Origin of the sequence: Flavobacterium sp. ov086 (assembly GCF_900187965.1) — a bacterium.
Lineage (GTDB): Bacteria > Bacteroidota > Bacteroidia > Flavobacteriales > Flavobacteriaceae > Flavobacterium.
The window spans coordinates 76,919-103,352 of the sequence record NZ_FZNL01000015.1 but is presented as its reverse complement, the minus strand read 5'-3'; the positions used below and the strand labels follow the sequence as shown (position 1 = coordinate 103,352).

The 26,434-nt window shown below is 32.6% G+C and carries 26 protein-coding genes, 1 pseudogene and 1 riboswitch; of the genes and pseudogenes, 17 read left to right on the top strand and 10 right to left on the bottom strand.

Annotated features, from left to right (window positions below; translation table 11 throughout):
- Positions 1-24 precede the first annotated feature (24 nt).
- Positions 25-1,167, bottom strand: coding sequence for an ABC transporter substrate-binding protein (locus CHB81_RS16485; protein ID WP_089352950.1), 1,143 nt, complete (start codon positions 1,165-1,167; stop codon positions 25-27).
- 177 nt (positions 1,168-1,344) lie between these two features.
- On the opposite strand from CHB81_RS16485, the gene CHB81_RS16480 reads away from it, so the two are divergent.
- The 8 genes and pseudogenes from CHB81_RS16480 to CHB81_RS16445 all read left to right on the top strand — a co-directional run bounded on the left by CHB81_RS16480 (position 1,345) and on the right by CHB81_RS16445 (position 9,079).
- The gene (locus CHB81_RS16480; protein WP_089352949.1) at positions 1,345-1,707 is read left to right on the top strand and encodes a DUF5522 domain-containing protein; all 363 of its coding nucleotides are present in this window, start codon (positions 1,345-1,347) and stop codon (positions 1,705-1,707) included.
- Positions 1,708-1,738: 31 nt separating this feature from the next.
- Positions 1,739-2,150 (top strand): annotated as a pseudogene (locus CHB81_RS16475) (four helix bundle protein).
- Positions 2,147-2,656 carry a bifunctional adenosylcobinamide kinase/adenosylcobinamide-phosphate guanylyltransferase gene (gene cobU / locus CHB81_RS16470; RefSeq protein WP_089352948.1) on the top strand — a complete coding sequence of 170 codons (510 nt, stop codon included), beginning with the start codon at positions 2,147-2,149 and terminating at the stop codon, positions 2,654-2,656. The pseudogene CHB81_RS16475 and the gene cobU overlap by 4 nt, the downstream one beginning before the upstream one ends.
- Before the next feature lie 165 nt (positions 2,657-2,821).
- Positions 2,822-4,501 (top strand): nicotinate-nucleotide--dimethylbenzimidazole phosphoribosyltransferase, encoded by a 1,680-nt coding sequence (gene cobT / locus CHB81_RS16465; protein ID WP_089352947.1) that lies wholly within the window; start codon positions 2,822-2,824, stop codon positions 4,499-4,501.
- Between the two features lie 66 nt (positions 4,502-4,567).
- Positions 4,568-5,359: an adenosylcobinamide-GDP ribazoletransferase gene (locus CHB81_RS16460; RefSeq protein ID WP_089352946.1), complete on the top strand. Its 792-nt coding sequence runs from the start codon at positions 4,568-4,570 to the stop codon at positions 5,357-5,359.
- Entirely contained in the window at positions 5,344-5,880 is a 537-nt protein-coding gene (gene cobC, locus CHB81_RS16455; protein ID WP_089352945.1) for an alpha-ribazole phosphatase, read from the top strand. The genes CHB81_RS16460 and cobC overlap by 16 nt, the downstream gene beginning before the upstream one ends.
- A 67-nt stretch (positions 5,881-5,947) precedes the next feature.
- Positions 5,948-6,148, top strand: a riboswitch (cobalamin riboswitch).
- 26 nt (positions 6,149-6,174) lie between these two features.
- Positions 6,175-8,028: a TonB-dependent siderophore receptor gene (locus CHB81_RS16450; RefSeq protein ID WP_089353011.1), complete on the top strand. Its 1,854-nt coding sequence runs from the start codon at positions 6,175-6,177 to the stop codon at positions 8,026-8,028.
- Positions 8,029-8,032: 4 nt separating this feature from the next.
- Positions 8,033-9,079, top strand: a complete 1,047-nt coding sequence (locus CHB81_RS16445; protein ID WP_089352944.1) for a YncE family protein — start codon at positions 8,033-8,035, stop codon at positions 9,077-9,079.
- Positions 9,080-9,156: 77 nt separating this feature from the next.
- Here CHB81_RS16445 and CHB81_RS16440 read toward each other — a convergent pair whose 3' ends face one another.
- Positions 9,157-10,629 carry a S41 family peptidase gene (locus CHB81_RS16440; RefSeq protein ID WP_089352943.1) on the bottom strand — a complete coding sequence of 491 codons (1,473 nt, stop codon included), beginning with the start codon at positions 10,627-10,629 and terminating at the stop codon, positions 9,157-9,159.
- A 236-nt stretch (positions 10,630-10,865) separates the two neighbouring features.
- Between CHB81_RS16440 and CHB81_RS16435 the strand changes: the two genes are divergently transcribed.
- From CHB81_RS16435 to CHB81_RS16420, 4 genes are read left to right on the top strand one after another with little or no spacing between them, the layout of a single operon-like run.
- Complete coding sequence (locus tag CHB81_RS16435; RefSeq protein WP_089352942.1) at positions 10,866-11,375, top strand: RNA polymerase sigma factor; 510 nt, start codon at positions 10,866-10,868, stop codon at positions 11,373-11,375.
- The gene (locus tag CHB81_RS16430; RefSeq protein ID WP_089352941.1) at positions 11,362-11,820 is read left to right on the top strand and encodes a hypothetical protein; all 459 of its coding nucleotides are present in this window, start codon (positions 11,362-11,364) and stop codon (positions 11,818-11,820) included. Before CHB81_RS16435 ends, CHB81_RS16430 begins: the two co-directional genes overlap by 14 nt.
- A 17-nt stretch (positions 11,821-11,837) precedes the next feature.
- Entirely contained in the window at positions 11,838-12,365 is a 528-nt protein-coding gene (locus CHB81_RS16425) for a DUF4252 domain-containing protein (RefSeq protein WP_089352940.1), read from the top strand.
- 1 nt (position 12,366) lies between these two features.
- The gene (locus CHB81_RS16420; RefSeq protein WP_089352939.1) at positions 12,367-12,909 is read left to right on the top strand and encodes a DUF4252 domain-containing protein; all 543 of its coding nucleotides are present in this window, start codon (positions 12,367-12,369) and stop codon (positions 12,907-12,909) included.
- A gap of 491 nt (positions 12,910-13,400) precedes the next feature.
- Here the strand turns inward: CHB81_RS16420 and CHB81_RS16415 are convergent, their stop codons facing one another.
- Positions 13,401-14,213, bottom strand: a complete 813-nt coding sequence (locus CHB81_RS16415; protein WP_089352938.1) for a M57 family metalloprotease — start codon at positions 14,211-14,213, stop codon at positions 13,401-13,403.
- Between the two features lie 277 nt (positions 14,214-14,490).
- Between CHB81_RS16415 and yiaA the strand changes: the two genes are divergently transcribed.
- Both yiaA and CHB81_RS16405 read left to right on the top strand, forming a co-directional pair.
- The gene (gene yiaA / locus CHB81_RS16410) at positions 14,491-14,886 is read left to right on the top strand and encodes an inner membrane protein YiaA (protein WP_089353010.1); all 396 of its coding nucleotides are present in this window, start codon (positions 14,491-14,493) and stop codon (positions 14,884-14,886) included.
- Positions 14,887-15,078: 192 nt separating this feature from the next.
- Positions 15,079-15,630, top strand: coding sequence for a DUF6252 family protein (locus tag CHB81_RS16405; RefSeq protein ID WP_089352937.1), 552 nt, complete (start codon positions 15,079-15,081; stop codon positions 15,628-15,630).
- Positions 15,631-15,677: 47 nt separating this feature from the next.
- Here CHB81_RS16405 and CHB81_RS16400 read toward each other — a convergent pair whose 3' ends face one another.
- Together CHB81_RS16400 and CHB81_RS16395 are read right to left on the bottom strand one after the other, a co-directional pair.
- Positions 15,678-16,670 carry a S41 family peptidase gene (locus CHB81_RS16400; RefSeq protein WP_089352936.1) on the bottom strand — a complete coding sequence of 331 codons (993 nt, stop codon included), beginning with the start codon at positions 16,668-16,670 and terminating at the stop codon, positions 15,678-15,680.
- A gap of 45 nt (positions 16,671-16,715) precedes the next feature.
- Positions 16,716-17,063 carry a hypothetical protein gene (locus tag CHB81_RS16395; RefSeq protein ID WP_089352935.1) on the bottom strand — a complete coding sequence of 116 codons (348 nt, stop codon included), beginning with the start codon at positions 17,061-17,063 and terminating at the stop codon, positions 16,716-16,718.
- 232 nt (positions 17,064-17,295) lie between these two features.
- Here CHB81_RS16395 and CHB81_RS16390 point away from each other — a divergent pair, with 232 nt between their 5' ends.
- Positions 17,296-18,504 (top strand): alpha/beta hydrolase, encoded by a 1,209-nt coding sequence (locus CHB81_RS16390; RefSeq protein ID WP_089352934.1) that lies wholly within the window; start codon positions 17,296-17,298, stop codon positions 18,502-18,504.
- Positions 18,505-18,570: 66 nt separating this feature from the next.
- On the opposite strand, the gene carB is transcribed toward CHB81_RS16390, so the two are convergent.
- Positions 18,571-21,426, bottom strand: a complete 2,856-nt coding sequence (gene carB, locus CHB81_RS16385; RefSeq protein ID WP_089352933.1) for a carbamoyl-phosphate synthase large subunit — start codon at positions 21,424-21,426, stop codon at positions 18,571-18,573.
- Positions 21,427-21,573: 147 nt separating this feature from the next.
- Positions 21,574-21,735 carry a 50S ribosomal protein L34 gene (gene rpmH, locus CHB81_RS16380; protein ID WP_008464848.1) on the bottom strand — a complete coding sequence of 54 codons (162 nt, stop codon included), beginning with the start codon at positions 21,733-21,735 and terminating at the stop codon, positions 21,574-21,576.
- Positions 21,736-21,901: 166 nt separating this feature from the next.
- Here rpmH and CHB81_RS16375 point away from each other — a divergent pair, with 166 nt between their 5' ends.
- Positions 21,902-22,417: a hypothetical protein gene (locus tag CHB81_RS16375; RefSeq protein WP_089352932.1), complete on the top strand. Its 516-nt coding sequence runs from the start codon at positions 21,902-21,904 to the stop codon at positions 22,415-22,417.
- Positions 22,418-22,576: 159 nt separating this feature from the next.
- Here CHB81_RS16375 and CHB81_RS16370 read toward each other — a convergent pair whose 3' ends face one another.
- Positions 22,577-23,236 carry an alpha/beta hydrolase gene (locus tag CHB81_RS16370; protein ID WP_089352931.1) on the bottom strand — a complete coding sequence of 220 codons (660 nt, stop codon included), beginning with the start codon at positions 23,234-23,236 and terminating at the stop codon, positions 22,577-22,579.
- Positions 23,237-23,522: 286 nt separating this feature from the next.
- On the opposite strand from CHB81_RS16370, the gene CHB81_RS16365 reads away from it, so the two are divergent.
- Positions 23,523-23,834, top strand: coding sequence for a GNAT family N-acetyltransferase (locus tag CHB81_RS16365; RefSeq protein ID WP_230717524.1), 312 nt, complete (start codon positions 23,523-23,525; stop codon positions 23,832-23,834).
- Here the strand turns inward: CHB81_RS16365 and CHB81_RS16360 are convergent.
- Entirely contained in the window at positions 23,831-25,261 is a 1,431-nt protein-coding gene (locus CHB81_RS16360) for an anion permease (RefSeq protein ID WP_089352930.1), read from the bottom strand. The genes CHB81_RS16365 and CHB81_RS16360 overlap by 4 nt on opposite strands.
- Before the next feature lie 21 nt (positions 25,262-25,282).
- Positions 25,283-26,428 (bottom strand): porin, encoded by a 1,146-nt coding sequence (locus CHB81_RS16355; protein ID WP_089352929.1) that lies wholly within the window; start codon positions 26,426-26,428, stop codon positions 25,283-25,285.
- Positions 26,429-26,434 lie beyond the last annotated feature (6 nt).

Genomic DNA, 26,434 nt, shown 5'->3' with positions numbered 1-26,434 from the left:
TTCGCTTTTTATTTACCAATGCTCTTAATTTAATTTAGATGCAAAAGTAAACTCATAACTTGGTAATACATCCGGATGAAAAATCTTGATATAATCTTTCAGCACTAAATCTGGACGACTTGGTGCTAATTCATAATAAATGGTTCCTCTGGTTGCTCCAAATTTCCCTTCAAAAGTATATACGTTTTTAGATTTGTAAGCATCAAATTCAGTATAATGCGGATTACTTTTCCCAAATTCATCTAAAGTTTTAAAAGAACCTGAGGCGATCCAGAAATTAGCCGATTTTGCCTTAACAAGTACTTTTTCGAAAGACAGACCTTCGCTTCCTGATCCTTTCAAATCAGCCCATAAATAATTTGCCTGAGCATCTTTCATAAATTGAGCTACCCAACTATTTCCTTTGGCAACGTACCAAATATCTTCATACATAGAACCATACAAAACAGTTGATGTTGCAGGTTTATCAACTACTAATTTCTTAGCCTGATCATAACTCAAAACGATCTTATCAAACAACTCTTTCGCTTTATCTTCCTTTCCAAACAAAGCACCGTAAAGTTTAATCCATTCTGCTTTTCCTAGTGGAGATTGTTCCATCCAATCGGCTTGAATAAAAACATTTAATCCGCTTTTTTTCAAATTTTCCAACATTGGATTGTTGTTATCAACTCCAAAAGTTACTATCAAATCCGGCGATAACGCTATTAACTGTTCGATGTTTAATTTTTCGTTTTGCCCAATATTCTTAACAGAACCTTTATCAATTAATGCTCTGGTTTTTTCTGAAGAAATATAATCGGTATGGGGAAAACCAACCAATTTGTTCTCAACTTCTAACATTTCGAGAAATGGAATATTCGTAGTCGAAGTCACCACAATGGACTCCAAAGGAACTTTTATTGTATTATATTTTTGCAAACTATCAGGAACTTTTGCATCTTTCTCTTTTAAGACATAAGTAAACTTTGCATTCGCATTTGGCCAGGGTTCTAAAACTGTTACAACCGAGTAACCTTCGTGCTTTACGATAGAAAGTCCGGAAGCATATTCAATACTGTTTTTTGCGATTTCGGTTTTTACAATCTCTGTTGTTTCATTTTTTTTACATCCAACGAGGAGAAAAAAAGATAGAATGAAAATAAATTTAGGTAGTAAATGTCTCATATATAGGTTCTATTATTTTTTAATGGAATTTGGTCTTGTTTCTCTTCATTATGGCATATAATTTGAATCTTTACAATTTCATAATTTAAGTTTTCAATAGTGACAAAGGTAAGTTAATTTCTATTTTTTTTGTTTACCTTTATTCTTACAAAACCCAAATAACACCATCTTACCCGTATGAATACCACAAAAACAAAAGTTTGCTCGAGTTGTGACACTTCTTTTAGTTGTGGAGATACATCAACCGAAAACAAGTGTTGGTGTAATGACTTTCCTCCCATTTTCAATCTCGCAGAAGGAGAAGATTGCCTTTGTCCGAGATGCTTTAAAGAAGCTTGCGAGGATAAAATTGATGCATATATAGAAACAATGACTCCGCAAAAAGCACTTAAAAATAAAGCAATATCTTTACCAAAACAAGAAAAACTAATCGAAGGAATTGACTATTATATTGAAAACGGAAATTACGTTTTTAAAGCCTGGTTTCACTTAAAAAGAGGAACCTGCTGCGGAAACGATTGTCGTCATTGCCCTTATTAAATTGTTAATTATAAATTGTTGATTGTTAATTATGAAAAACAACATTGTTAAAGATAAAAGTTTTGATTTTGCTATTCGAATAGTTAAACTATATCAATATCTTTCTATTGAGAAAAAAGAATTTGTACTTTCAAAACAACTCTTACGATCTGGAACAAGCATTGGTGCAATGGTGCGAGAAGCAGAACATGCCGAAAGTAAAAATGATTTTATTCATAAATTTGCAATTGCTCAATAAGGAAGCCAATGAATCAGTTTATTGGTTAGAATTATTAAAAGCAACTGATTATTTAAACAAAAATGAGTTTGAAAACATTAATAATGATGCAATTTCAATATTAAAATTAATAACCAGTATCATCAAAACTACCAAAAGTCAAATCATTTCTAAACAGCCTATACTTAAAACTAACAATTTACAATTCATAATTAATAGAAGATGATTTACTTAATTACCGGAGGCGAACGATCAGGAAAAAGCAGTTATGCTCAAAATTTAGCTTTACAACTTTCAGATTCTCCAATATATGTGGCGACCGCCAGAAAATGGGATGCCGATTTTCAAAACAGAATAGACAGACATCAGCAGGAACGTGATGAACGCTGGACCAATATTGAGAAAGAAAAACATTTAAGCGAAATTGATTTTAACGGAAAAATTGCTTTGATTGATTGCGTAACACTATGGTTAACGAACTTTTTTATAGATCATAAAAATGACGTTGCTCTAAGTTTAGAAGAGGCAAAAAAAGAATTTCTTTCGATCGCCAGTCAGGAAAATGCAACTTTAATTATCGTGACAAACGAAATTGGAATGGGCGTTCATGCCGAAACTCATATTGGTAGAAAATTTACTGAATTGCAAGGTTGGATGAATCAGTTTCTTGCCTCAAATGCTGATGAAGTTGTATTGATGGTTTCCGGAATTCCAGTTAAGATCAAGGGTTAACCTTAAACGGAAATTCCAAATTTTTAAATTCCAAATTCCAACGCTATACTTTACCTTTACTTAATTTTTTAATCTTCAAATTCTTTATTGACATTGATTTTTGCAATTGATATTAAATTGAAATTTGAGTTTTGGAATTTGGAATTTGGAATTTAAATTTACATTATGAGTTACTTAGATGATATATTAAAATCACGCCGTGATACCCGACATTTTACAACTGACCAGGTTCCTGATGAAGTAATAGAGAAGGCTTTGCAGGCGGGACATTGGGCTCCATCAGTTGGACTAACGGACGCTACAAGATATTATATCATAAAATCTACTGAGGTTAAAAGTGCTGTAAAGAATCTATTTTTAGATTATAATAAAAAGGCCGAAGAACTTACTGATAATGCGGAACAAAAGGAACATTATAAATCATTAAAATTAGAAGCAATAGAAGAAGCTCCAATTGGCCTTATTATTGCTTACGATCGTGCTGTTTTAAATCAGTTTACGATTGGAACTGTAGGAAGTAATGAGGCAGTAAAATTTAGTTCGGTTTGTGCGGCACAAAACATTTGGCTATCCCTTACAGAACAAGGTTACGGAATGGGTTGGGTTTCGATTTTGAATTATTATCAGTTTAAAAAGATTCTTGATTTACCGGAAAACATTGAGCCTTTGGGTTATTTCTGTATCGGAAAACCTGCGACAAACTACGACAATCAACCTATGTTGCAGCAGTTGCACTGGAAACAAAAATCAGAAGCTCCGGATTGTAAAGAGATTAAAAATATTAGTGTGAATCATATTTTAGATTTTGAAATAAGAGCTGAAACTAAAGCTGAAAGCAAAAATGATTTCAGTACACTTTTACAAGACAAAATAGATTCTAAAACCAAACCAATTGGCGCTTTGGGAACTCTGGAAACTTTAGCTTTTCAGATGGCGACAGTTTTTGAAACTTTAAACCCAAAAATAACAAACCCAAACATTGTTGTCTTTGCAGCTGATCATGGTATTGCAAATCATGGCGTAAGCGCTTATCCGCAAGATGTGACCCGACAAATGGTTGGTAATTTTCTGGAAGGCGGTGCAGCAATAAATGTTTTTTGTAATCAAAATAATATCCAATTATCGATAGTTGATGCCGGAGTAAATTATGATTTTCCGACGAATGCAAATTTGATTCATGCCAAAATAGCAAAAGGAACTCAGTCTTTTTTACACATTCCGGCAATGAGCGAAACGGAATTGGAATTGTGCTTCGAAAAAGGAAAATCTATTGTTACAACTATTGCCAAAACAGGTTCGAACTGCATTGGTTTTGGCGAAATGGGAATTGGAAATACATCGACAGCAGCTGTTTTAATGAGCCTATTAACTGGTTTTTCTATTGAAGAATGTGTCGGAAAAGGAACCGGTGTTGAAGACGAGAAACTTCGTCAGAAACATGATTTACTTAAAAAAGCAATTGAAAATTATTCCGGTCAAGCCGAATTAAAACAGCAATTAGCTTATTTTGGAGGTTTTGAAATTATTCAGATGGCAAGCGGAATGTTAACAGCATTTGAGAACAAAATGCTCATTTTGGTAGACGGTTTTATTTGCAGCGTTGCATTTTTAATCGCTTCAAAAATAAATCCTGATATCCATAAAAATGCTATTTTCTGCCATTGCTCTGCCGAAAAAGCGCATCAGAAATTATTAAATTATTTAAATGCAAAACCAATTTTAAACCTAGATTTGCGTTTGGGTGAAGGAACTGGCTGTGCCGTTGCTTTCCCGATTTTAAAATCTGCCGAGGCTTTTTTAAATGAAATGGCTAGTTTTGAAAGTGCGGGGGTTAGTAGAAAGTAGCGAAGTCACAGTTTTCAGTTTCAGTTTTCAGTCGTAATCTTAATTTTATAAACCCTATTTTCATAAATGAAAAAAGAACTACATATTTTCTTTACCTGTTTAATGTTTTACACCAGAATTCCATGTCCGAAAAACATTAAACACGATCCTGATTATTTGAATAAAGCAACGCGATATTTCCCTTTCATTGGTTGGATTGTTGGCAGCATTTCTTTTTTAGCATTTTATCTTTTTTCACTTTTTCTTTCAACAGAAACAGCTGTAATCTTAGCTATTATCGCTTCTATATTGACAACCGGAGCTTTTCACGAAGATGGATTCGCTGATGTTTGTGATGGTTTTGGCGGAGGCTGGACCAAAGAAAAAATCCTGATGATTATGAAAGACAGCGCCATTGGTGCATATGGAGCAATTGGTTTGGTTTTACTTTTTTTACTGAAATTCAAATTGCTTTCAGAATCTATTTCGCTTTTCGCAAATGAAAACTCTTATCTTCTTATTTTTCTTTTATTTGTTTCTGTTCACGCTTTAAGTCGTTTAGCAGCAATTTCAATCATTTTCACACATGAATATTCTCGTGATGATGCTTCGAGTAAAAGTAAACCTATTGCCAAAAAACATACCTGGAAAGAAATTTTAGGATCGTTTTTCTTCGGATTAATTCCGTTGTTCATTTTCTCTTATTTTCAATATAAATTTCTTTTGGCGCTGATTCCTGTTTTTGTAATGCGTTATTTTTTAGCTCGCTATTTCCAAAAATGGATTGATGGTTATACTGGAGATTGCCTTGGCGCAACGCAACAAGTTTGCGAAGTAGTTTATTATTTAAGCATTCTTTTGATATGGAAATTTATCTAGTTCGCCATACAGAAACAGTTTGCGAAAAAGGTATCTGTTACGGACAATCTGATGTAAATCTGGCTGAACCTTTTGATTTAATTTTTGAAAATATTATTTCGCAATTGCCCGCAGAAGCTATTGTTTTTTCAAGTCCTTTAAAGCGCTGTGTAATTTTAGCAGAACACATCCAAAAGAAGATCAAAACCATTTCGTTTGAAAAAGAAGAACGATTAATGGAAATGAATTTTGGTGATTGGGAAATGAAAAACTGGAATGATATCTCACCGGAAGAACTCAATCCGTGGATGGAAGATTTTGTTAATATCAAAGCTTCAAACGGAGAGTCTTTTGTTGAATTACACCAAAGAGTTGCCGACTTTTTATCCAATCTAACTTCAAAAAAAATAGCAGATCCTATTATTATCATAGCACATGCCGGTGTCATAAGAAGCATCTTATGTCATCATACTTCATTGCTTCTCAAGGATGCTTTTAACAACAAAGTAGACTTTGGTCAGGTTATCAAAATAGAATTCTAAATTGTATTTTGTTTATAATTTCGTCGAAAACCTAAAACAAATTTGAAAATTCAATAATTTTAACTTTATCTTTGCACGAAATTAAGGTTGTGTTCATTAACACATTAAAAGGGAATCAAGTAATAAATCTTGAGCTGTACCCGCAACTGTAAGCTTAGTTCTGAAAAGAATGCTTGTTGTAAACTACAAACCACTGCTCGCCCCGGCGATTGGGAAGGTAAACAACAAGACGCAAGCCAGGAGACCTGCCTTTGTAACGAATATCGAGCTCTCGGGAAAAAGAGTGTAGAAATTATGACTTTAAAAAAACGTTTTGCCTTTTGTTTACTGTTGTTGTGCCAGGTTATTTGGGCACAGAATGACTCTATTAACAAACTTAAAGAAGTTGTCGTTTCTGACGCGAATCTTAAAAAATACTCCAATTCACAATCGGTTTTAAAACTCAATGATTCGGTTATTAATAAAAATGAAGCTTTATTAACGGATCTTTTGAACTTCAATTCTACTATTTATTTTAAAGAATACGGACGTGGAATGGTCTCAACCGTAGCTTTTAGAGGAACTACCGCATCTCAAACGGCGGTAATCTGGAACGGAATAAATATTAATTCTCAAATGAACGGAAGCACTGATTTTAATACTATTTCAGGTTCTGATTATAATTCTGTAAGTGTAAAAGCCGGAGGAGGAAGTGTTATTTATGGAAGTGGTGCCATTGGAGGAACCGTACACTTAAACAACGATTTGGCATTTTATAATCGATTTGAGACTAATTTAAAACTTGATTACGGAAGTTTCAATACTATCGGAATCAATTATAAAACTAATATTTCGAACAAAAAATGGAGTGCGCAAATTGGTTTTTCTAAAAACAGTTCGACAAATGATTATAAATATCTAAACCTGTACAATTGGAAAGGTGAGCAACGCTGGAACCAAAACGGTCAATACGATATTATTACAATGAGCGCGAATGTTGGCTACAAATTCGATGCTAAAAACAGTTTAAAATTGTACAGCCAAACTTCTAATACGGACCGAAACACTTCATTAGTCTCAGAATCAGAAACTAAAACCAGGTATATAAATGGTTTTAGCCGAAACTTATTAGAATATGACGGCGATTTTGGCAAATTTACCACCAATCTGAAAGCGGCATATATATTCGAAAACTATCAATATTATCCTGATAATTCACTCAACTTTTTCACCTACGGAAAGACTGAAAGCCTTATCACGAAAGCAGATTTAGGCTATCAAATTTCTAAATCAACGCAAATAGAAGCCATTATTGACTACAACAGAACAAAAGGTTACGGAAGTGGTTTTGGAGATCATGTCAGAGAAATTAGTTCGGCTGCTTTATTAGTAAAACAAGACCTTTCGGTTGAATGGAAAAATGAATTTGGGATTCGAAAAGAATTTACAGACAATTACGAATCACCTCTTTTATTTTCGTTGGGATCTTCTTATCAATTTGGCAAATTGTATAATCTAAAATTGAATTTATCCCGAAATTTCAGAATTCCAACTTTTAATGATTTGTATTGGGAAACGGGAGGAAATCCGGATTTAAAACCGGAAAGCTCTTATCAGGCAGAAATTGGTAATGTTTTCACTTTCAAAAACATTTCGCTTACCCAAACCTTTTATTACATGAAAATAAAAGATTTATTGCAATGGATTCCGGGAAGCAACGGCATTTGGTCTCCACAAAATACCGATAAAGTAAATAGCTATGGTGCAGAAACATTGTTAAGCTGGAAAAAACAGTTTGGCAAAAACAACTTTGCAGCAAATGCTACTTATGCTTACACGGCTTCAAAAAATGAAGATACTAAAAAGCAACTTTTCTATGTTCCGTTAAATAAAGCTACAGCATCTGTTTCTTATTCCAGAAATAGAATTTCAGCTTATTATCAATTTATGTTTAATGATTTTGTTTATACAACAGAAAACAATAACCCTAAGGATATAATAAATGATTATAATGTTTCGAATATCGGAATTGACTATGATTTTAAATTTCTCGACACTTTCAAACTTGGTTTTCAAGTATTAAATCTTTTTAATAAAGAATATGAAAGTTTGGAATACAGACCTATGCCAGGTCGCAATTTTAATTTGTATTTAACCCTAAAATTTTAATATAATGAAGTTTATTAATAAATTATTTTTAATAGCACTTACCGCTTCGCTATTCGTTTCATGTTCAAATGATGACAATGATAAAAATGATGATGGTCCAAAAGGAGTTTATGACAATGGTTTTTTTATCTTAAATGAAGGAACTAAACAAGGTACTGTTTCATTTTCAAGTAATGATTTAACTTCTTTTACTAAAGACGTTTACTCGACTGTAAATGGAAATGATGTACTTGGGAAATTTGCACAGAATATATTTTTTAGTGGTGACAATGCTTATATTATTTCAGGCGGAGCTAATAATATTACAGTAGTTAACCGATATACTTTTAAATTAATTGCTAAGATCGAAACTGGCTTAAAAAACCCAAGATACGGAGTTGTAAAAGATGGTAAAGCATATGTTACGAATGCAAATACATATTCATACGAAAATGCTGCAACAGGAGATACAGATGATTATGTTGCTGTAATTAACCTTGCAACTAATACTTATGAGTCAAAAATCGACTTGAATTCAACTGCTAACAGAGTGGTTTTGAAAGACGGAAAACTATACATCACAGATCCTGCCAACGATAAATTATTGGTTGTAGACATTGCTACAAAAAAACTGGATGCTCCTGTACAAATTGGTAAAAACGGTGATTGTATTGAAGAAGAAAACGGAATTCTTTACATCTTAAAAGGCGGTTTTGGAAATGATAGCGAACTTGTAAAAGTAAAAATAGCGGACAAAACAACTACTAAAATTGCTTTTCCTGACAGCTTAAAAGAAGCAGGATTTATGGATCTTGAAGACAATAAGATTTACTATACAGTAGGAAGTGCTGTTTATGCAATAAATACCAATGCTACGGCTGCATCAACAACACCAATTTTAACTTCTGCAGCAACTTATATATATGGATTTGCAGTTAAAAACAACCGTATTTATGTTGCACAAGGAAGCTTTTCAGCAGATGGTACGGCTTATATTTATAGCTTAACCGGTGTATTGCAAAAAGAATTAACTACCGGTTTAGGATCTAACGGTTTTTACTTTAACGACTAACAATTAGAATTAGTTTTTGGATATTATTTCTAATAATTAAAAAAGGCTTTCATTTCTGAAAGCCTTTTTTAATATTTTTATTTTAATGCTCTTAAAAGCCCCTCCGGCGCTTTTTCAAGATACATTTGGTTTTTGACACCATTCATAGCTTTAGAATCAGTAAAAGGTTGTAATTCTTTTCCACTGCCTTGTTGAGCTCTTTTTCCGGTTGAACCTGTAATATTAGAAATTGCTACATTTAATAATGGTTCAGATGGATCTCCTAAAACTCCCAAATTACTAATAAGCTCCTTTTGTTCCAAAGTTGGTTTTAAACCATCAGTATATTCTCCAAAGTCAGAAGCATTCACAATTTTTAAAACTAAAGGCTGCATTGCGTATTTATGATTTGGATTTCTGTTTGTTTTTCCAAAAGTTGGAGAATCATACACCGTAATCGAACCTACATTTTTACCAACAGTTGTCTCCCCTACCTGAACTACAGAAATATAAGGTACTAAACCATTTATAACCAATTCACTTGCAGATGCTGTTCCTCCGGTAGTAATAACATAAATTTTACTCAAATTCAGGCTATTAATTGCTGCACCATCCATTTTATCGACAAATCTGTCATTAAGTGATTCTGCATCTTCACTTTCATAAAAAGCATTTACTTTTGGATTCCATTTTATTTTAGCAAAAATTTTATTGGTAAATTGTCCTGTAATCATACTTGCCAAACGAGTTGCTGTCTGAATAGAACCTCCTCCATTGTATCTTAAATCTAAAACAAAATCAGTTATTCCCTGAGCTTTTAAATCGGCAAAAGCTGCATTAAGCTGAGCATCATAATTACCATAAAATCCGTTGTACATTAAGTATCCAATTTTATGACTTCCTGAAACAATTACTTTATTAATAAAAATAGGATTTTCATCTAAAGTAGTTTTTACCAAAGAAACTGATTTACCGTTAGATTCAAAAGTAGTCCCATTATAAGTAACCATATTCAGTGTATAACTATCAGCTGCCAAAAGCGATTGATAATTTGAAACCGTTAATTGAGTTCCGTTAACTCCAGTAAACAGATCGCCACGTTTTATAGCTTTTGTTGAAGCATCAGAATTTGGAATAATATAACGCACAAAACCTACAAGATCTGTTGTGCTTCCTGGTTTATAACTAAGTCTAAAATCTAAACCATCATTTTTTGAAGTCCCCTGAAGTTCTTGCTCCAGAACGGTATAATCATCAACAATCCAACTGAAACGATCAATTGCCTGACCTTTTGGAAATTTACTGATAGGTTTATTCAATAAATCCTGAAATAAACTTTCAGGGCTGGAATATCCTCTTAAAAAAGAATTCAAAGCTTCCTGACTACCAAAGCGATTATCTGCTAAGTTAGGCACATCGGCTTGCCATAAATAATATTGATTCAATCCTTTCCAGACGAAATTATTGATTTGTAAATCGGCAGGAGCTGCAACATCATCCTGATCTTCACAGGATTGCAAAGAAAATGCGAGTAAAAACAGCAGTAATAGGCTCTTTAAAATTGTTTTCATATAGTGGTATCTATGTAATACAAACGTAAAAATAGTATCTTTAGTTTTAACTATTATAAGTTTATTTAATTTTTTCAATAAAAAAAATTAAATATGGCTGTAACAAATAGAATAGTGCCTCGTCTTGACTATATAAGCTAACGAGTAATCTTTCGATTTATAAATGAAAAAGACCCTAAAATAGTCGAATTCATAAAAGAGATAAATTACAAAACCAACCAAAAAAACAACCACATATGAACCAGATGGTTTTTATAGAATTAGTTAATCCTTTTAAAGACAAAGTTTTTCGTCTGGCAAAACGATTACTCACCAGTACCGAAGAAGCTGAGGACGCAACTCAGGAAGTAATGGTAAAATTATGGAATAAAAAAGACAATTTGGATGCTTACAATAATATCGAAGCAGTCGCAATGACAATGACTAAAAATTATTGTCTGGATCAATTAAAATCAAAAAGGGCAGGAAATCTTAAAATAGTACATAATAATTTTACAGATCGCGAACCTCAATTAGATAAAAAATTAGAAGACTCGGACAGTTTACAATGGGTAGAAAAAATTATAAATCAATTACCTGAGCAACTTCAAATATTGATTCAGCTGCGTGATGTTGAGCAATATGAATTTGATGAGATTGCAAAAATTGTCAATATGAATGAAACAGCTATTCGGGTAGCACTTTCGAGAGCGAGAAAAAAAATACGAGAATCAATGGTTAATACACATAGTTATGGAATTAGATAAAATAGAAAATATATTAGAAAAATACTTTCAGGGAGAAACTTCTATTGCTGAAGAAAAGGAATTAAAAGAATACTTTTCCTCCTCAAATGTTGCGCAGCATTTGGAGCAATATCAACCAATGTTTGGTTATTTCTCTCAGGTAAAAGAACAAAAATCGACGCAGGAAATTCCACTACAAACTAAAAAACGAAATGTGGCGTGGTTATCAATTGCGGCTTCGGCTGTTCTCTTACTAGGAATTGGAACCTTTTATTTTGTGAGCCAAAAAACTACACCTCCGGTTGTAGCGCAATCAGAATTAGGAACCTATGACAATCCTGAAGAAGCACTTGCTGCAACGCAAAAGGCTTTGGCACTATTGTCAAACAATGTTAATGTAGGTATTGAAAGTGTAGGCTACATTAAAGAATACGAACAATCAAAAAACAAAATTTTTAAACAATAATTAAAATTCAATCAAAAATGAAAAATTTCATCATAACACTAGTTTTCGCATTCGTTACACAAGCTTTTTATGCACAAGGCGCTTTTGACAAATTTGATGGTCAGGACGATGTAACATCTGTAATTGTAAATAAAAAAATGTTTGATTTAATGAGTAAAGTAAAAGCTGATGGTTCTGATAAAGAAACTCAGCAATACATCAATCTGATTAAAAAATTAGACTACTTAAAAGTATTTACAACTAAGAATCCAAAAATTGAAGCCGACATGAAAGCTTCTGCTGACAAATATGTTAAATCTGCTGGTTTAGAAGAATTAATGCGAGTAAATGATGGCGGAAGAAACGTAAGAATTTCTGTGAAATCCGGAGCAACAGATTCACAAGTAAAAGAATTACTAATGTTTATTGACGGCGCTAAAGGTGACGAAACTGTTTTATTGTCATTAACAGGTAATTTTGATATCAACGAAATCTCAGTTCTAACGGATAAAATGCAGCTTCCAGGTGGTTCTGATCTAAAAAAAGCCTCTAAAGGCAAAAAATAATATGAAAATAAGCGTCTTTACCTCAGCCCTTTTAGTATTACTAACTTTAGTAAGTTGTAATTCTGAACCTTCATTGCAAAAGTATTTTGTTGAAAATACCGACAATAAGGATTTTATTGCACTTGATGTTTCACCTAATATCCTGAATGTAGATAAAACAAAATTATCTGCAGAACAGAGTGAAGCTTTGAATTCGTTTGACAAAATGAACATTCTGGCATTCAAAGCCAATGATAAAAACCAGGCTCAATTTGAAACAGAAAGAACTAAAGTCAAAGCAATTCTAAAAAACCCAAAATACCAACAATTAATGAGTGTTGGCTCAGGTAAAGACGGCGCATCTGTAAGTTATGTTGGCGCGGACGACAATATCGAAGAATTTGTAATTTTTGCCAACAGAAAAGAAAATGGTTTTGCAGTGGTTCGCGTTTTAGGAAAAAACATGAATCCTAATAATATTATGACCTTAATGAGCGTTTTAAAACAATCAAATATAGACATGGATCAATTGAAGCCTTTGCAACAATTGATTAATAATAAGTAATTCATCTTACTTTAAATTCAAAAAAAGCTCCAATTATGGAGCTTTTTTTATTTTGACTACTATCAATTTAACTCTATTTATATCACAATAGGATACTTTGGTGTTTCTTTTGTAATTGTTTTGTTACTCACATATCCTACAATAACTTTTAATACAGCATCCGAATTAATTGTTGTGTACTTATAGTGATACATATATGATGGAGTTTGTCCTAATTTTGATTCATAAATTCCATAACTATAAAGTGCAGTGGTTCCCGGTTGTTGAGTAGGAAATAAATATCCAACAATAACGTCGTTAGATGAAGATTTAATTTTATTTAATCTATGATCTTTGATAGACGTACCATTAAGTATTCTATATAGAGGTACAGTTCCAGCAATTTGTGTCGAATATAAGTAACCAGCATCCCCATCAAAAATATAACCATCCTTTCCAGGAGTTATTTCACAAACATTTGTTGCGTAGAAATAATATTGATTTTTTTGTATCTATATAGTTTTTTTTGCACCAACAGCCACGGGATATAGCGTGCTAATTGCAATATTATCATAGACACTAAAGCCTGTCCATTCATGTGTTATCGCAAACATTACAGAATCATAATCTACAAGCGGAGTACATGATATTAAAGTCCCTTTTAGTTCATTAGTATGCGTTAGTCCAAAATTGTGACCAAGTTCATGAACCATTGCATTAATTTTTTTAGATGCACTTAAATTATTGAAATAAGTATTTATAAATATAGCTTTTCCAGGCTGGCCAGTAGAAGACGCCATATATGCATTAGCAATACCTTGTGTTGAGTTACCTTCCCATGAATCGATAACTATTGTCAAATTCGATTTGATATTTTGAGTAGTTATATTAATGCTTGAATTTACCTTGTTCCAATTAGTTATTGCTTCACTTATTGCTATTTTCCAATCCGAAGGTACTCCCGGAGACACATAAACTTGTACTGACGCTGCTATTTCTGGATTCATTATATAACTATCAACTCTTTGACTTGTTTTAGATATATTTTTTGAATTTGAATAATTATAACGACCTCTAGCATTTTCTAAAGTTATTATCATGTCTCCATCAACTATAAAAGCCACCATATCGAAATCATATTTGATTTTTTTTATATCGACAGGCATACTTTTTGAAAGAAAATCTCTTAACATAATAACTTCATCTGTATATTGTTCTGTTATTTTTTTTTCTTCAATTCCTTTCTTGTCATCACTGCTACATTGAATAAAAAACTGTGATAAGCAAAGAGCAATTATTAGCCCTATTCTGTTGACTGGTTTCATAATGCTGTAATTTTAAGATTAATCCTATAAATATAAATCAATAATTATCAATAACAAACTATAAATAAAGTTAATTCTTACTTTTAAGTCACCAAGTAAAATGAATATGTAATTACAAAGATTCTATATCAATAACAAAAGCTCCATAATTGGAGCTTTTGTTATTTAACATTTTACAAGATTACCCTTAATAATATTTATCACCATTTACTATTATCAGAATCTTATTTAATTATATTTGTTACTTCACCAAAACATGATTATTAAATTAAAGATTATGGTACAAAAAACATCGAATGCCTTTATAGCGGCATCTTGGGTAGCTCTTGGAGCCGGAATGATTGGATATATTGTTGGACTTGCAAGAGCCGAAATGCTATTGAACGAAAAAGGGTATTATTTTACTGTTTTAATGTTTGGCCTTTTTGCTGTAGTTTCATTACAAAAAAGTGTAAGAGACAGACTTGAAAAACTTCCTGTAACGGATATGTATTACGGAATCTGCTGGTTTGGAACACTTTTATCAATTGTATTATTAACAGTTGGACTTTGGAATGCTACAATTTTACCAAGCGAAAAAGGTTTCTATGCATTTGCCTTTTTATTAGCATTATTTGGTGCTATTTCGGTACAAAAAAATACTAGAGATAATATGTCGTTCTCAAATGAATAACATTAAAAAAAAAAATTAACTACCAATTTATAAACCACAAAAAGCTCCATTTTCATGGAGCTTTTTTCAATTTATTACTTTTTAATTTTTTCCTAATTAATTGATATTTCTTTAAAATAGGTCTTTTTATCTTGCTTAAATTAACCTAATTTCACCTACATTTACACCCAATTTAAACCTTAATTTCAATCAATGAAAGCGCCAAAATTTTTATTACTTCTTTTAATTATTATTTTAAACAGTTGCTCAAGCGACAATAGCAACGAAGACAATCCAAAAGACCCTACTGTACCAACTTCAAAATTTGCAATGACTGCAAAAGTCGATGATACTGTGTGGGAAGTAAACAATCCATATAACTCCAATTATGCTACTAAGCCATTATTTGATTATTACCCTGCTAGCGAATATATTCAGGTAGTAGGAAGAAAAAATCTAATAGATGAAATTAGACTTTATATTAAAAGAAGTGATCTTAAAGTTGGTACTTATGCTATCACATCAACTACTTTTGATGCTTCAAAAACACAAATTGAAGTTTCTCTTAATAGCAAAGGAAAATCTCAATATGTAGTAGAAGGCAGCTTATCTATTACTTCTATTGACTTAACCGCCAAGACAGTAACAGGTACTTTTTCTTTTAATTGTGTCGACGATTACTCAAAACCGGTAAGCGCTTCTAATCCCGTTACAACAAAAGTTACAAATGGAACTTTTAATTATAAATATGATTTTGCTTATTAGAAACCAACAATACTAAACAAAAAAGCTCCATTTTCATGGAGCTTTTTTTATTTATTACTTTTTGCCTTTTCATATCGCATTTTTAACCCTTCTAAATAGGGCGCTTTTTGTTCTTCTGCTAATGCTATTGATTTCTCGAAGTTTGTCAAAGCTAGATTTTTCTTGTCATTTAGTTCAAGCATATCACCATAAGCTAAATAAGTCATTGGAGATTTGGAATATAAAGCAGTATTACTTTTAAATATAGACTCTGCGATAATAGGATTTTTTTTGATGTTTTGAGAACCGAAGAAATTAATCTCACCTTCGCTAAATAAATTTAAATCCTTCCCTTTGGTAAAAATCTGGAGTATTTGTTGGTCTATTTTTGCAATATCACTTTCTGAATAGGATTGAGTTGGTTTATCAAGAATCCCTTCTAATTCATCATATAATTTTTTTGATTCGGATGCTTTCTTATTTCTATATATTTCTGCAGCCTGACTTGCTAATTCAACAGTTTTAGAATAGGCATTTTCCGCCGAGGTTTTAATTTCAGGGATAACGCCAATTCCCTCCCAATTTGTTTTTGTTACCGGATTTGTACCTGTACCAGTTGGAATAAAGATTTCTAAATCTGAATTTACCTTGAAAACATCCCTCGGATTTGCAGCTCCTCCAGTGGTTTCCCCAACTAATGTTGCTCTTTTTTGGGTTTGCATATTATAACTAAATTCCTCAGCTCCTGAAAAAGCTTTTGGGCCAGTAATTATAAATAAAGGAACATCAATCCTTTTCTTTCCATTTATTTCATGAGTAATAACTTCTTCTTTTCGATTTCCTTGTCTAAAATAAAGTGTATTAATCAATAAATTACTCTCCAAAAAATAACTACATAAATAATTTACTGTTTTAGGATTACCACCTCCATTATTCTGTAAATCAATAATTACAGCATCTGTATTTGCTAAGAGATTCATATAGGCATCAATAGTATTACTCGTTTCTGCAAGAAAAAAATTGATATTTAGATAGCCAATATTTCCATCTATTATTTTCACCTCTTTAAAACCGTTTGCTTGTTTACGAGTATCTGTATAATTTTTTTAATAAATCTGATAGTCATCATTTGAAGGTTCATGTTCTTTTGCAGGAGCAAAAACAGACCAAATGCCCAAATGTTTATCATTATTGACAATTCTAATTTCTTTAGTTAAGGCAATTGCAAAAGAATCAAGTAATTCGTCTTTTTTAAATTTCCCTTCCTTTAAACTTTTGTTTAAGAGACTACTTATTAATTCTGCCTGATCTGGAAAAACATAATTTTCCTTTAATAATAAATCAATTCTACTGATTGTTTCTTTTTTAAACTTTTCATTTATTTTTTTTTGCCCAAAGACATCAACATTAAAAAAGAGAATAAACAATAAGAGATAGATAAAAAATGATTTCATATTTTTCCTTTAAAATTGGTTACAATAAAAAATAAGAAGTTAAATCGGCACTTAATCAAATATAGGTAAATATTTCATTATCAAATGCAACTTAAAAAAAGGTCATAAAAAAGCTCCATTTTCATGGAGCTTTTTTTATCGTTTCTATGGCAATACACAGATAAAAAATTAAGAATTTAGCTATATTTGAAAAATAGAAACAAACCATTAACCTTTTTTGTAAGTTAAATTCATGAAACTCAAACTAACTATCTTTTTTCTTTTTTCAGTTCTAACAATATTTGGCCAATCACCAGACGGCTTAAAAGAAATATTGACAATAAAATCAAAAATCTATAACAAGGAAAGAAAAATTGCTGTTTATCTCCCTCCAAATTACCAAGAAGTAAAAAATGAAAAACTTCAAGTAGTCTATGTATTTGATGCACAATGGGAACCAATGTTTAATTATGTTTCAAACTCCATAAGTTATTTGTCTGCGATTGGTGAATTAAACAAAATGATTGTGGTCGGGATATATACTGAAAACAGACCAAAAGAATTTGTTCCAATGCCAACCAGTGAAGAAGAAAAAAAGAATTGGAATGAAAAACCTGACTTTGGATTTTCAGCTCTTCTAGATCAGCATTTAATCGAAGAAGTTTTCCCTCTAATCAAGCAAAAGTATGATACTAACGATTACAAATTAGCAATTGGACATTCTTTAGGAGGAACATATCTACTTAATTCTTTTGCAGAAAACAAGCACATCTTCAATTCTTATATCGCAATAAGTCCTAATCTGACTTATGATGAAAATGAAATTCAAAAAAAGATCAAAAGATTAATAAACAGTGCAAATGAGATTAATTCTTTTTTAAATATTTCTGTAGGAGATGCTGATAAAACAGAAAAATCATTTACAGCCGGAATCAGATTATTGGATACCATTTTACAATCTAAAAAAGTAAATGGACTTAAATTTAAATTCGATTATTTAAAAGATGCAACACATATGTCATCGCCCTTTAAAGAAATTCCTTTAGCCTTAATCGAATTTTCAAAAACACTACGACAGCCAAATACTGAAGAAATTTCCACAATGTTAAAAAACAAAAAAATTCTATTTAGTCTTCAATTAAAATCTTATTACCAAAATATATCCAATTGGATTGGTTATAGCTATTTACCATATGAAGGACAATTGAACAGTCTGGCTTATTCTATACTTGATAAAAATCCAGGTGAAGGACTAAGTGTCATAAATTGGGCTTTAGAATTATATCCGGATGGAATTAATTTATACGATAGCAAAGCCGAAATATTAGAGCATTTAAACAGAACACAAGAAGCAAAAGAAACGCTAAAAGTAGGTCTACAAAAGCTAGAAAAACTAAAAATTGATAAATCAGAGTATTCAAATTTTAAAAATATACTTGAAAAGCACTTGAATAAAAATTAACAATACTTAAAAGTCATAAAAAAAGCTCCATTTTCATGGAGCTTTTTTTTATATCTGGATTTGAGATTATTTACTCAAATACATTTTTCTTCTAGAGTACAATTCGTAGAATTGATCATCTTTTAAATCATCAATGAACAAGATACTTTCTCCTGTTGACTTCATTTCAGGTCCTAATGCTTTATTTACATTATGGAATTTGCTGAAAGAGAAAACCGGTTGTTTGATCGCGTATCCTTTTAATTGTGGATTAAAATCAAAGTCAGTTACTTTATTATGACCCAACATTACTTTTGTAGCGTAGTTTACATAAGGTTCTCCGTAAGCTTTTGCAATAAACGGTACCGTTCTCGAAGCTCTAGGATTCGCCTCGATAATATAAACCGTATCATCTTTAATCGCAAACTGAATGTTGATTAAACCTACTGTTTTAAGAGCTCTTGCAATTTTATAAGTATGATCTTTTATCTGTTGCATTACGAATTCTCCTAAGTTAAAAGGAGGCAAAGTAGCGTTACTATCTCCAGAGTGAACTCCGCAAGGTTCAATGTGCTCCATAATTCCGATAATGTAAACATTACCGTCAGCATCACAAATCGCATCAGCTTCAGCTTCAATTGCTCCGGCTAAATAGTGATCTAAAAGCAATTTATTTCCTGGAATCGTTTTCAATAAGTTGATAACGTGCTCTTCAAGTTCTTTCTTGTTGATTACGATTTTCATTCCCTGACCTCCTAATACATAAGAAGGACGAATCAATAATGGAAAGTCAAGAGTATCTGCAAGAGCAGAAGCTTCGTCGGCCGTTTCAGCGATTCCAAATTGTGGGAAAGGAATATGTAATTCTCTCAATAAGTCTGAGAAACGTCCTCTATCTTCAGCTAAATCAAGCGCATCAAAACTAGTTCCGATGATTTTCACTCCGTATTTAGATAATTTTTCAGCCAATTTCAAAGCTGTTTGTCCACCTAACTGCACAATAACACCTTCTGGTTTTTCGTGCTGAATGATATCGTAAATATGCTCCCAGAAAACTGGCTCGAAGTATAGTTTATCAGCTGTATCAAAATCTGTAGAAACCGTTTCAGGATTACAGTTAATCATGATCGTTTCGTAACCACACTCTTTAGCAGCCAAAACTCCGTGCACACAAGAATAATCAAACTCAATTCCTTGTCCAATTCTGTTTGGTCCAGATCCAAGAACGATGATTTTCTTTTTCTCAGTCACAATGCTTTCGTTATCTACATAACGCTCGCCGTTTGCTTTTTCGATTTCAGCCTCAAAAGTTGAGTAATAATAAGGTGTTTTTGCTTTAAACTCTGCCGCACAAGTATCAACCAGTTTAAACACACGGTTAATATTTTTGTCCATACGTAAAGTATGCACTTCACTTTCCAGACAATTCATCATGTGAGCGATTTGTCTGTCAGCAAAACCTTTTTGTTTCGCTTCAAGCAAAAGTTCTTTAGGAAGATTATCGATTTTATAGTTCGAAATTTCTTTTTCTAAAGTATAAAGCTCTTCGTATTGTTTCAAAAACCACATATCAATTTTTGTGATTTCATGAATACGGCTCAACGGAATTCCCATTGCGATTGCATCATAAATTACAAAAACACGATCCCAACTTGCAAAAGTTAGTTTCTCAATAATTTGTTCGTAGTTTTTATATCCTTTTCCGTCAGCTCCCAACCCATTTCTCTTAATCTCAAGAGATTGAGTTGCTTTGTGTAACGCTTCCTGGAACGAACGTCCAATTCCCATTACTTCACCAACAGATTTCATCTGAAGACCTAAAGTTCTGTCAGCACCTTCGAATTTATCAAAGTTCCAACGTGGTATTTTCACGATTACATAGTCTAACGTTGGTTCAAAAAGAGCCGAAGTAGATTTTGTAATTTGATTTTGCAATTCATCTAAGTTGTATCCTAAAGCAAGTTTAGAAGCAATTTTAGCAATTGGATATCCAGTCGCTTTAGACGCTAATGCAGATGAACGAGACACACGAGGATTAATCTCTATTGCTACGATATCTTCTTTTTCGTCTGGCGAAACTGCGAATTGTACGTTACAACCTCCCGCAAAATTTCCGATACTACGCATCATTAAGATGGCGTAATCTCTTAATTTTTGGAATGTTGTATCAGATAATGTCATTGCCGGTGCAACCGTGATCGAATCTCCGGTATGAATTCCCATTGGGTCCATATTTTCGATCGAACAAATGATTACAACATTGTCATTTTTATCTCTTAAAAGTTCTAACTCATATTCTTTCCATCCCATCAAAGCCTTGTCAATCAAAACTTCATGTATTGGCGAAGCTTCAAGACCACGTGTTAAAAGCTCATCAAAATCTTCTTTTTTATAAACAATTGCTGCTCCGGTTCCTCCAAGTGTAAACGAAGGACGAATTACAAGCGGGAAACCAAATTCCTGAGCAATTTCTTTTCCTTCTAAATATGAAGTAGCAGTTTTTGCAGGTGCAGTTGGTACATTAATTCTTTCTAAAAGTTGTTTAAACTGCTCTCTGTCTTCTGTAATATTGATCGCGTTTACGTCAACTCCAATTAATTTTACTCCAAAATCCTGCCAGATTCCTTTTTCTTCAGCTTCCAAACATAAATTCAAAGCCGTTTGTCCACCCATTGTAGGCAAAACAGCATCAATTTGTGGATGTTCTTTCAGAATTTCAATAATCGATTTTGTAGTTAAAGGTTTCAAGTATACATGATCGGCCATTGTTGGGTCGGTCATAATAGTAGCTGGATTTGAGTTTATCAAGATAACTTCAATTCCTTCTTCACGAATAGAACGTGCAGATTGAGATCCTGCATAATCAAATTCGCAAGCTTGTCCAATAACAATAGGACCTGATCCTATTATTAAAACTGATTTTATTGATGTGTCTTTAGGCATTTTATTTGTATTGTGTAGTTATATAAAGTACTTTAAAAAACATTCGTAGTGTATTCTAAACTAGAATGTTGCATCTTTTTTTACCGACAAGGTATAAAAAAAGGCGATACTAAAAAAGTAATCGCCTTATGTATGTTTATACAAACATTATTTTTTGTGTCTAGGTTCGCTAGAAACAGTTAATTTATGTCTTCCTTTAGCTCTTCTACGCGCCAGAACTTTTCTTCCATTCGCAGAAGCCATTCTGTCCATAAATCCGTGCTTATTTCTTCTTTTTCTTTTCGATGGTTGAAATGTTCTTTTGCTCATTGCTTTGTATCTTTAAAATGGTGTCTATTATCTGTTTTTCTGTTTTGGATATCGTTATTCCAAAACCGAGTGCAAATATACAAAGACTTTTTTTTCTGGCAAGTACTTTAATAAAAATATTTTTAATTCATTTTACTATATTTGCAATCACAAATATACATCTATTATGTTTCATAAAAATATTAAACTTATTTTGGCCGGACTTCTTGTAGTTGCTGGCGTTTACGAAATTGTCGATCACGAAGTAGGAACTGGAATCTTCCTTATATTATTGACGGCAATTCCGATTTTTCTTTACTTTAAAAACGAATTTATCCTTTTAGCTTTCCTTAAATTAAGAAAACAAGACTTCGAAGGTGCTAAAAAATGGCTGGCATATATCAAAAACCCGGAAGCGGCTTTAGTAAGAAAACAACAAGGATATTTTAATTACCTACACGGAATTATGTTGTCTCAGACAAATATCAACCAAGCCGAGAAACATTTCAAGAAAGCAATCGAACTTGGACTATCAATGGATATGGACTTAGCAGTAGCAAAATTAAACCTTGCCGGAGTTGCAATGTCAAGAAGAAGAAAACTTGAAGCTACTAATTTATTGAACGAAGCTAAGAAACTTGACAAACAAGGAATGCTGAAAGAGCAAATCACAATGATGAAAGATCAAATGAAGAAAATCTAAACTTCTTTAAATTACAATATTTAAAATCCCAAATTCCAATTTATTGGCGTTTGGGATTTTTTTTTGTCATTGCGTGTAAATCTTTGTCAAAGTTTTAAAACTTTGGCAAAGATTTCGAACCATAAAACAATTGGAATTTGGAATTTAAAAAATTGGAATTTATTCTTCCAAAATTATCGAAGGCAAATTCTCATTCAGCCATTTGTATTTATTCAGGATCATAATATGGGTTCCTCCTTTTACGACAATACAACTATTAATATACTTTATAGGAAAAACATCGTCCTGATCTCCATGAATATGAACGACATTTGAATCAACTTGATCACGATCCCATAAAATAACCGATTCTACTGCCCATTGCAAATAATTGAGATCGCGGACAGCCAGAAACTTCTCATATAATTTAATGCGTTTATTTATTTTCTCGCCAAAAGAATACTTTGCAAGATTTTCGATATTCAAAATTAACTTCATCGGAATAAGCTTGTAGGCTTTTGTAGTTTTCCCGACTTTCATTCTTCTTGGGAATTCGGTATTACTTCGAACACTCGAAATAATTATTACTTTTCGGGTTTGAATGTGTTTTGATATTTCCTGAACCAAGATTCCTCCAAACGAAACTCCAATCAAAACCGGATTCTCATGTTTGATGTTTTTAGATATTCGCAGCGCATAATCAGACAGTGATTCTTTTGGCAGCGGAATTTCCCATTCCAACAAACACATCTCAAAAACAGATTCATCTAATTTGATTCTTTCAAAAATAGCCGGACTAGCCGCCAGACCAGGCATAAAATAAACAGGAATTTTACTCATTTGACAGGAAAAGAATTATGGTTACAGATTTTAATTTCAAGCTAAAATTACTTTTTTTTAACAATATCCACTGCAAATCCCACACCATAATTATTCTTTAACCAAAATAAATTACCCTAATAAATAAGTTAAGACTACATTACGGTTACAAAAATAATTTTATATTGAAAATCAAATGATTACCTTTGTAGTTACTTTGACCATTATTTAAAAAATCTTCCACGAATTTTCTATATAATGTCATTAATGTTCTTTTTCTATTATTTTTTAATTCAATCCCCAAAACATGACTAATATGGAACCTATTGAAACTATGGAAATCAAAGACAATACTTTTGCACGACAATTTGAAACCATAGTCCCGGAAGGATTACTTTCTGTTGAATATTCTTTTCAGGAAAAGAAAATTTTCCTAACCAAAATCAACAGTCCCGAAGGCTTTGACAATCAAACTACAGTTGATACTTTACTTAAAAACATCATGGAAATTGTCGTTGAAAAGAAATTCAAACTAATGCCTATTCATCCTAGAATTGTTTTATTCATCAAAAAAAATCCCGAGTATAAAGAATTACTCCCTCCCGGAATTAGAATTTAAAAATATCCAATTAATCGAAGCCACAATCCTCCTATAACCATATAGATCAAGAGCATTGTCAATCCTGTTATTAATCCCTTGACCCACCAGCTTTTTAGGTCGACATAACCACTTCCAAAGAAAACTGGCGCAGGTCCATGTCCATAATGCGTTAAAGTTCCGTAAAGCGAACCAACGAAACCAAGCATAAAAGCCAACAATAATCCCGGAATTCCAAGCGAAACTCCAACGCCCAGCAAAGCAGCATACATTGCTGCCACATGAGCCGTGGCACTTGCAAAAAGATAGTGACTAAAAAAGTATACTAATATAATTATAGGAAAAGCCATTTGCCAGCTTAAGCCACCTATTTCGGCTTTTACAAGATTACTAAACCAGCCAATAAACCCAAGTTCGTTGAGCGAACTTGCCATCATTACTAAAACCGAAAACCAGACAATTGTATCCCATGCCCCTTTTTCAGATTTTACATCATCCCAAGTTAAAACAGAGGTCAACAGTAAAATAACCAAACCTATAAAAGCAGTCGTTGTAGCATCGATAGAAAACAAATCGCCCGTCATCCAAAGAAATAGCAAAATAAAGAAGGTCAATAACATCATCCACTCGTTACGTGTGATTGGCCCCATTTCTTTCAGTTTTTGAGCTGCAATCTGAGGTGCATCACCTGTTTTCTTCAACTCTGGCGGATATATTTTATACAACACAAAAGGAATTACAAAAAACGCTACCAAACCAGGCACTATCGCTGCCGTTGCCCACGAAATCCAACTAATTTTTATTCCTAAATTAAGAGCAAATTTTTGACACATTGGATTACTCGCTGTTCCGGTCAAAAACATAGACGAAGCAATTAAATTGGCATTATAACTACTTAAAGTAAGATACGCCCCTAATTTGCGATGTGTTTCCGGTTGATCCGGCATCGAACCAAAACTCATTGACATTGATTTCATAATCGGATAAATAATTCCTCCTCCTCTAGCCGTATTACTTGGCACAGCAGGAGCCAAAACTAAATCTGCCAATCCCAAACCATAAGCCAATCCTAGCGAGCTTTTACCGAATATTCTAATAAATAGAAACGCAATTCTATTCCCTAAACCTGTTTTAATAAAACCTCTTGCTATAAAAAATGAAATTCCGATAAGCCAGATTACTTTATCTCCAAAACCTTTTAAAGCTAATGTTATTGATTTTCCAGCTTCACCCGGCGCCAAAACTTGTGAGAATGCAGTAAGTGCAATGGCAATCATACACATGGTTCCCATTGGTGCTGCTTTCAAAATAATTCCTAAAATTGTTGCCACAAAAATGGCAAACAAATGCCAGGCTTCAATTACTACACCATCTGGCGCAGGAATAAACCAAATTGCTATTCCAACAACAAGTGTAATCAGAGTTTGAGGAATTTTTACTTCTTTCATAACAATAAAAATTAGATTAAATTACAGTCTGCACTGAAACTGAATTATAAATAAGTTGTCATTATACATGGATGTATCCGGAATGTTTTTGTCAAAACGATCAATTTCCATCCCCATTTCGATGCGCCCCGTATAAGCTTTACCAAACTCAAGACTGATCATTGGTGTATAAGTTTGCCTAACATTAGAATCGATTTTATAACTTGGATCAAATCTTTCATATCGACAGGACAATTCTAATGAAGTTAGTTTTTTGTAATCAACCAAATACCGCAAATTTGGCAAGAAATAAATACCGCGCATTTGATAATCTGCAACACTTGCTGTTCTTGCATCAACTGGCAAAGCAAAATACAAATTATGGTTTGTACCTTGTTTATATTCTATTTGCAAATCAAAAGTAAATTTATCAGTAAGCTTAAAATCACTTGTAATATCTACACCTAAAGCAAAAACATCTTGTTTAAAAACCTTTCCGACACCACCATTTAATCCTAAATTGATTTTATGTTCTTTTGACAACCCAAAAACCAATCTGGTAGAGTATTGTTTTCCGTTATCTTTATCCATTTCCTGATCTTTCCCATTTCCGTTTAACATAGAAACAGCATAATTAATGGGGATTTTTCCAAGATCAAAAGCTCCTGTTGCAGACGCTCCTATTTGAAAACTGGTCCAGCCATTTTTTCCGAATTCATAATATTGATTTGAGAAATCAAATGATTTAATGATGTCTACAGGAACAAGTTCTTCAATACCAAAAGCAGGTCGGAATTGACCTCCTGTTACAGCAAAATATTTATTAAAAGTATATTTTGCATAAGCATTCTCCAGAACTTTCCCTTTTGGATCTGATTTAAAATCGGCAAGGTTTACCAGGATTACTACTTCTGTTGCTTCACTTAATTTCGTATTAAGACCAACACGCATTCTTTTAATATCAAACGAACTTTGAACAACATCACCTGTAGAATGATGAACTCCCATAACATCGACGCCTTCTTCTAATGCTTGCAGATATCTCGCTTGGAATAATCCTTTGAATTGAAATTGAGGATATTTAACCGTACTTTCAGGTACTACAGGAGCTACTGGTGTTTGCGCATTTATAAAAAATGGCATTAAAAGAAAAATAAAAACAATTCTTCCTGGTAAAATTTTATTCATAAATTC

Bases quoted from the DNA above. Each gene is read 5' to 3' on its own strand.
- CHB81_RS16485 (WP_089352950.1), bottom strand. From the start codon at position 1,167: ATGAGACATTTACTACCTAAATTTATTTTCATTCTATCTTTTTTTCTC.
- CHB81_RS16480 (WP_089352949.1), top strand. From the start codon at position 1,345: ATGAATACCACAAAAACAAAAGTTTGCTCGAGTTGTGACACTTCTTTT.
- cobU (WP_089352948.1), top strand. From the start codon at position 2,147: ATGATTTACTTAATTACCGGAGGCGAACGATCAGGAAAAAGCAGTTAT.
- cobT (WP_089352947.1), top strand. From the start codon at position 2,822: ATGAGTTACTTAGATGATATATTAAAATCACGCCGTGATACCCGACAT.
- CHB81_RS16460 (WP_089352946.1), top strand. From the start codon at position 4,568: ATGAAAAAAGAACTACATATTTTCTTTACCTGTTTAATGTTTTACACC.
- cobC (WP_089352945.1), top strand. From the start codon at position 5,344: ATGGAAATTTATCTAGTTCGCCATACAGAAACAGTTTGCGAAAAAGGT.
- CHB81_RS16450 (WP_089353011.1), top strand. From the start codon at position 6,175: ATGACTTTAAAAAAACGTTTTGCCTTTTGTTTACTGTTGTTGTGCCAG.
- CHB81_RS16445 (WP_089352944.1), top strand. From the start codon at position 8,033: ATGAAGTTTATTAATAAATTATTTTTAATAGCACTTACCGCTTCGCTA.
- CHB81_RS16440 (WP_089352943.1), bottom strand. From the start codon at position 10,629: ATGAAAACAATTTTAAAGAGCCTATTACTGCTGTTTTTACTCGCATTT.
- CHB81_RS16435 (WP_089352942.1), top strand. From the start codon at position 10,866: ATGAACCAGATGGTTTTTATAGAATTAGTTAATCCTTTTAAAGACAAA.
- CHB81_RS16430 (WP_089352941.1), top strand. From the start codon at position 11,362: ATGGAATTAGATAAAATAGAAAATATATTAGAAAAATACTTTCAGGGA.
- CHB81_RS16425 (WP_089352940.1), top strand. From the start codon at position 11,838: ATGAAAAATTTCATCATAACACTAGTTTTCGCATTCGTTACACAAGCT.
- CHB81_RS16420 (WP_089352939.1), top strand. From the start codon at position 12,367: ATGAAAATAAGCGTCTTTACCTCAGCCCTTTTAGTATTACTAACTTTA.
- CHB81_RS16415 (WP_089352938.1), bottom strand. From the start codon at position 14,213: ATGAAACCAGTCAACAGAATAGGGCTAATAATTGCTCTTTGCTTATCA.
- yiaA (WP_089353010.1), top strand. From the start codon at position 14,491: ATGGTACAAAAAACATCGAATGCCTTTATAGCGGCATCTTGGGTAGCT.
- CHB81_RS16405 (WP_089352937.1), top strand. From the start codon at position 15,079: ATGAAAGCGCCAAAATTTTTATTACTTCTTTTAATTATTATTTTAAAC.
- CHB81_RS16395 (WP_089352935.1), bottom strand. From the start codon at position 17,063: ATGAAATCATTTTTTATCTATCTCTTATTGTTTATTCTCTTTTTTAAT.
- CHB81_RS16390 (WP_089352934.1), top strand. From the start codon at position 17,296: ATGAAACTCAAACTAACTATCTTTTTTCTTTTTTCAGTTCTAACAATA.
- carB (WP_089352933.1), bottom strand. From the start codon at position 21,426: ATGCCTAAAGACACATCAATAAAATCAGTTTTAATAATAGGATCAGGT.
- rpmH (WP_008464848.1), bottom strand. From the start codon at position 21,735: ATGAGCAAAAGAACATTTCAACCATCGAAAAGAAAAAGAAGAAATAAG.
- CHB81_RS16375 (WP_089352932.1), top strand. From the start codon at position 21,902: ATGTTTCATAAAAATATTAAACTTATTTTGGCCGGACTTCTTGTAGTT.
- CHB81_RS16370 (WP_089352931.1), bottom strand. From the start codon at position 23,236: ATGAGTAAAATTCCTGTTTATTTTATGCCTGGTCTGGCGGCTAGTCCG.
- CHB81_RS16365 (WP_230717524.1), top strand. From the start codon at position 23,523: ATGACTAATATGGAACCTATTGAAACTATGGAAATCAAAGACAATACT.
- CHB81_RS16360 (WP_089352930.1), bottom strand. From the start codon at position 25,261: ATGAAAGAAGTAAAAATTCCTCAAACTCTGATTACACTTGTTGTTGGA.
- CHB81_RS16355 (WP_089352929.1), bottom strand. From the start codon at position 26,428: ATGAATAAAATTTTACCAGGAAGAATTGTTTTTATTTTTCTTTTAATG.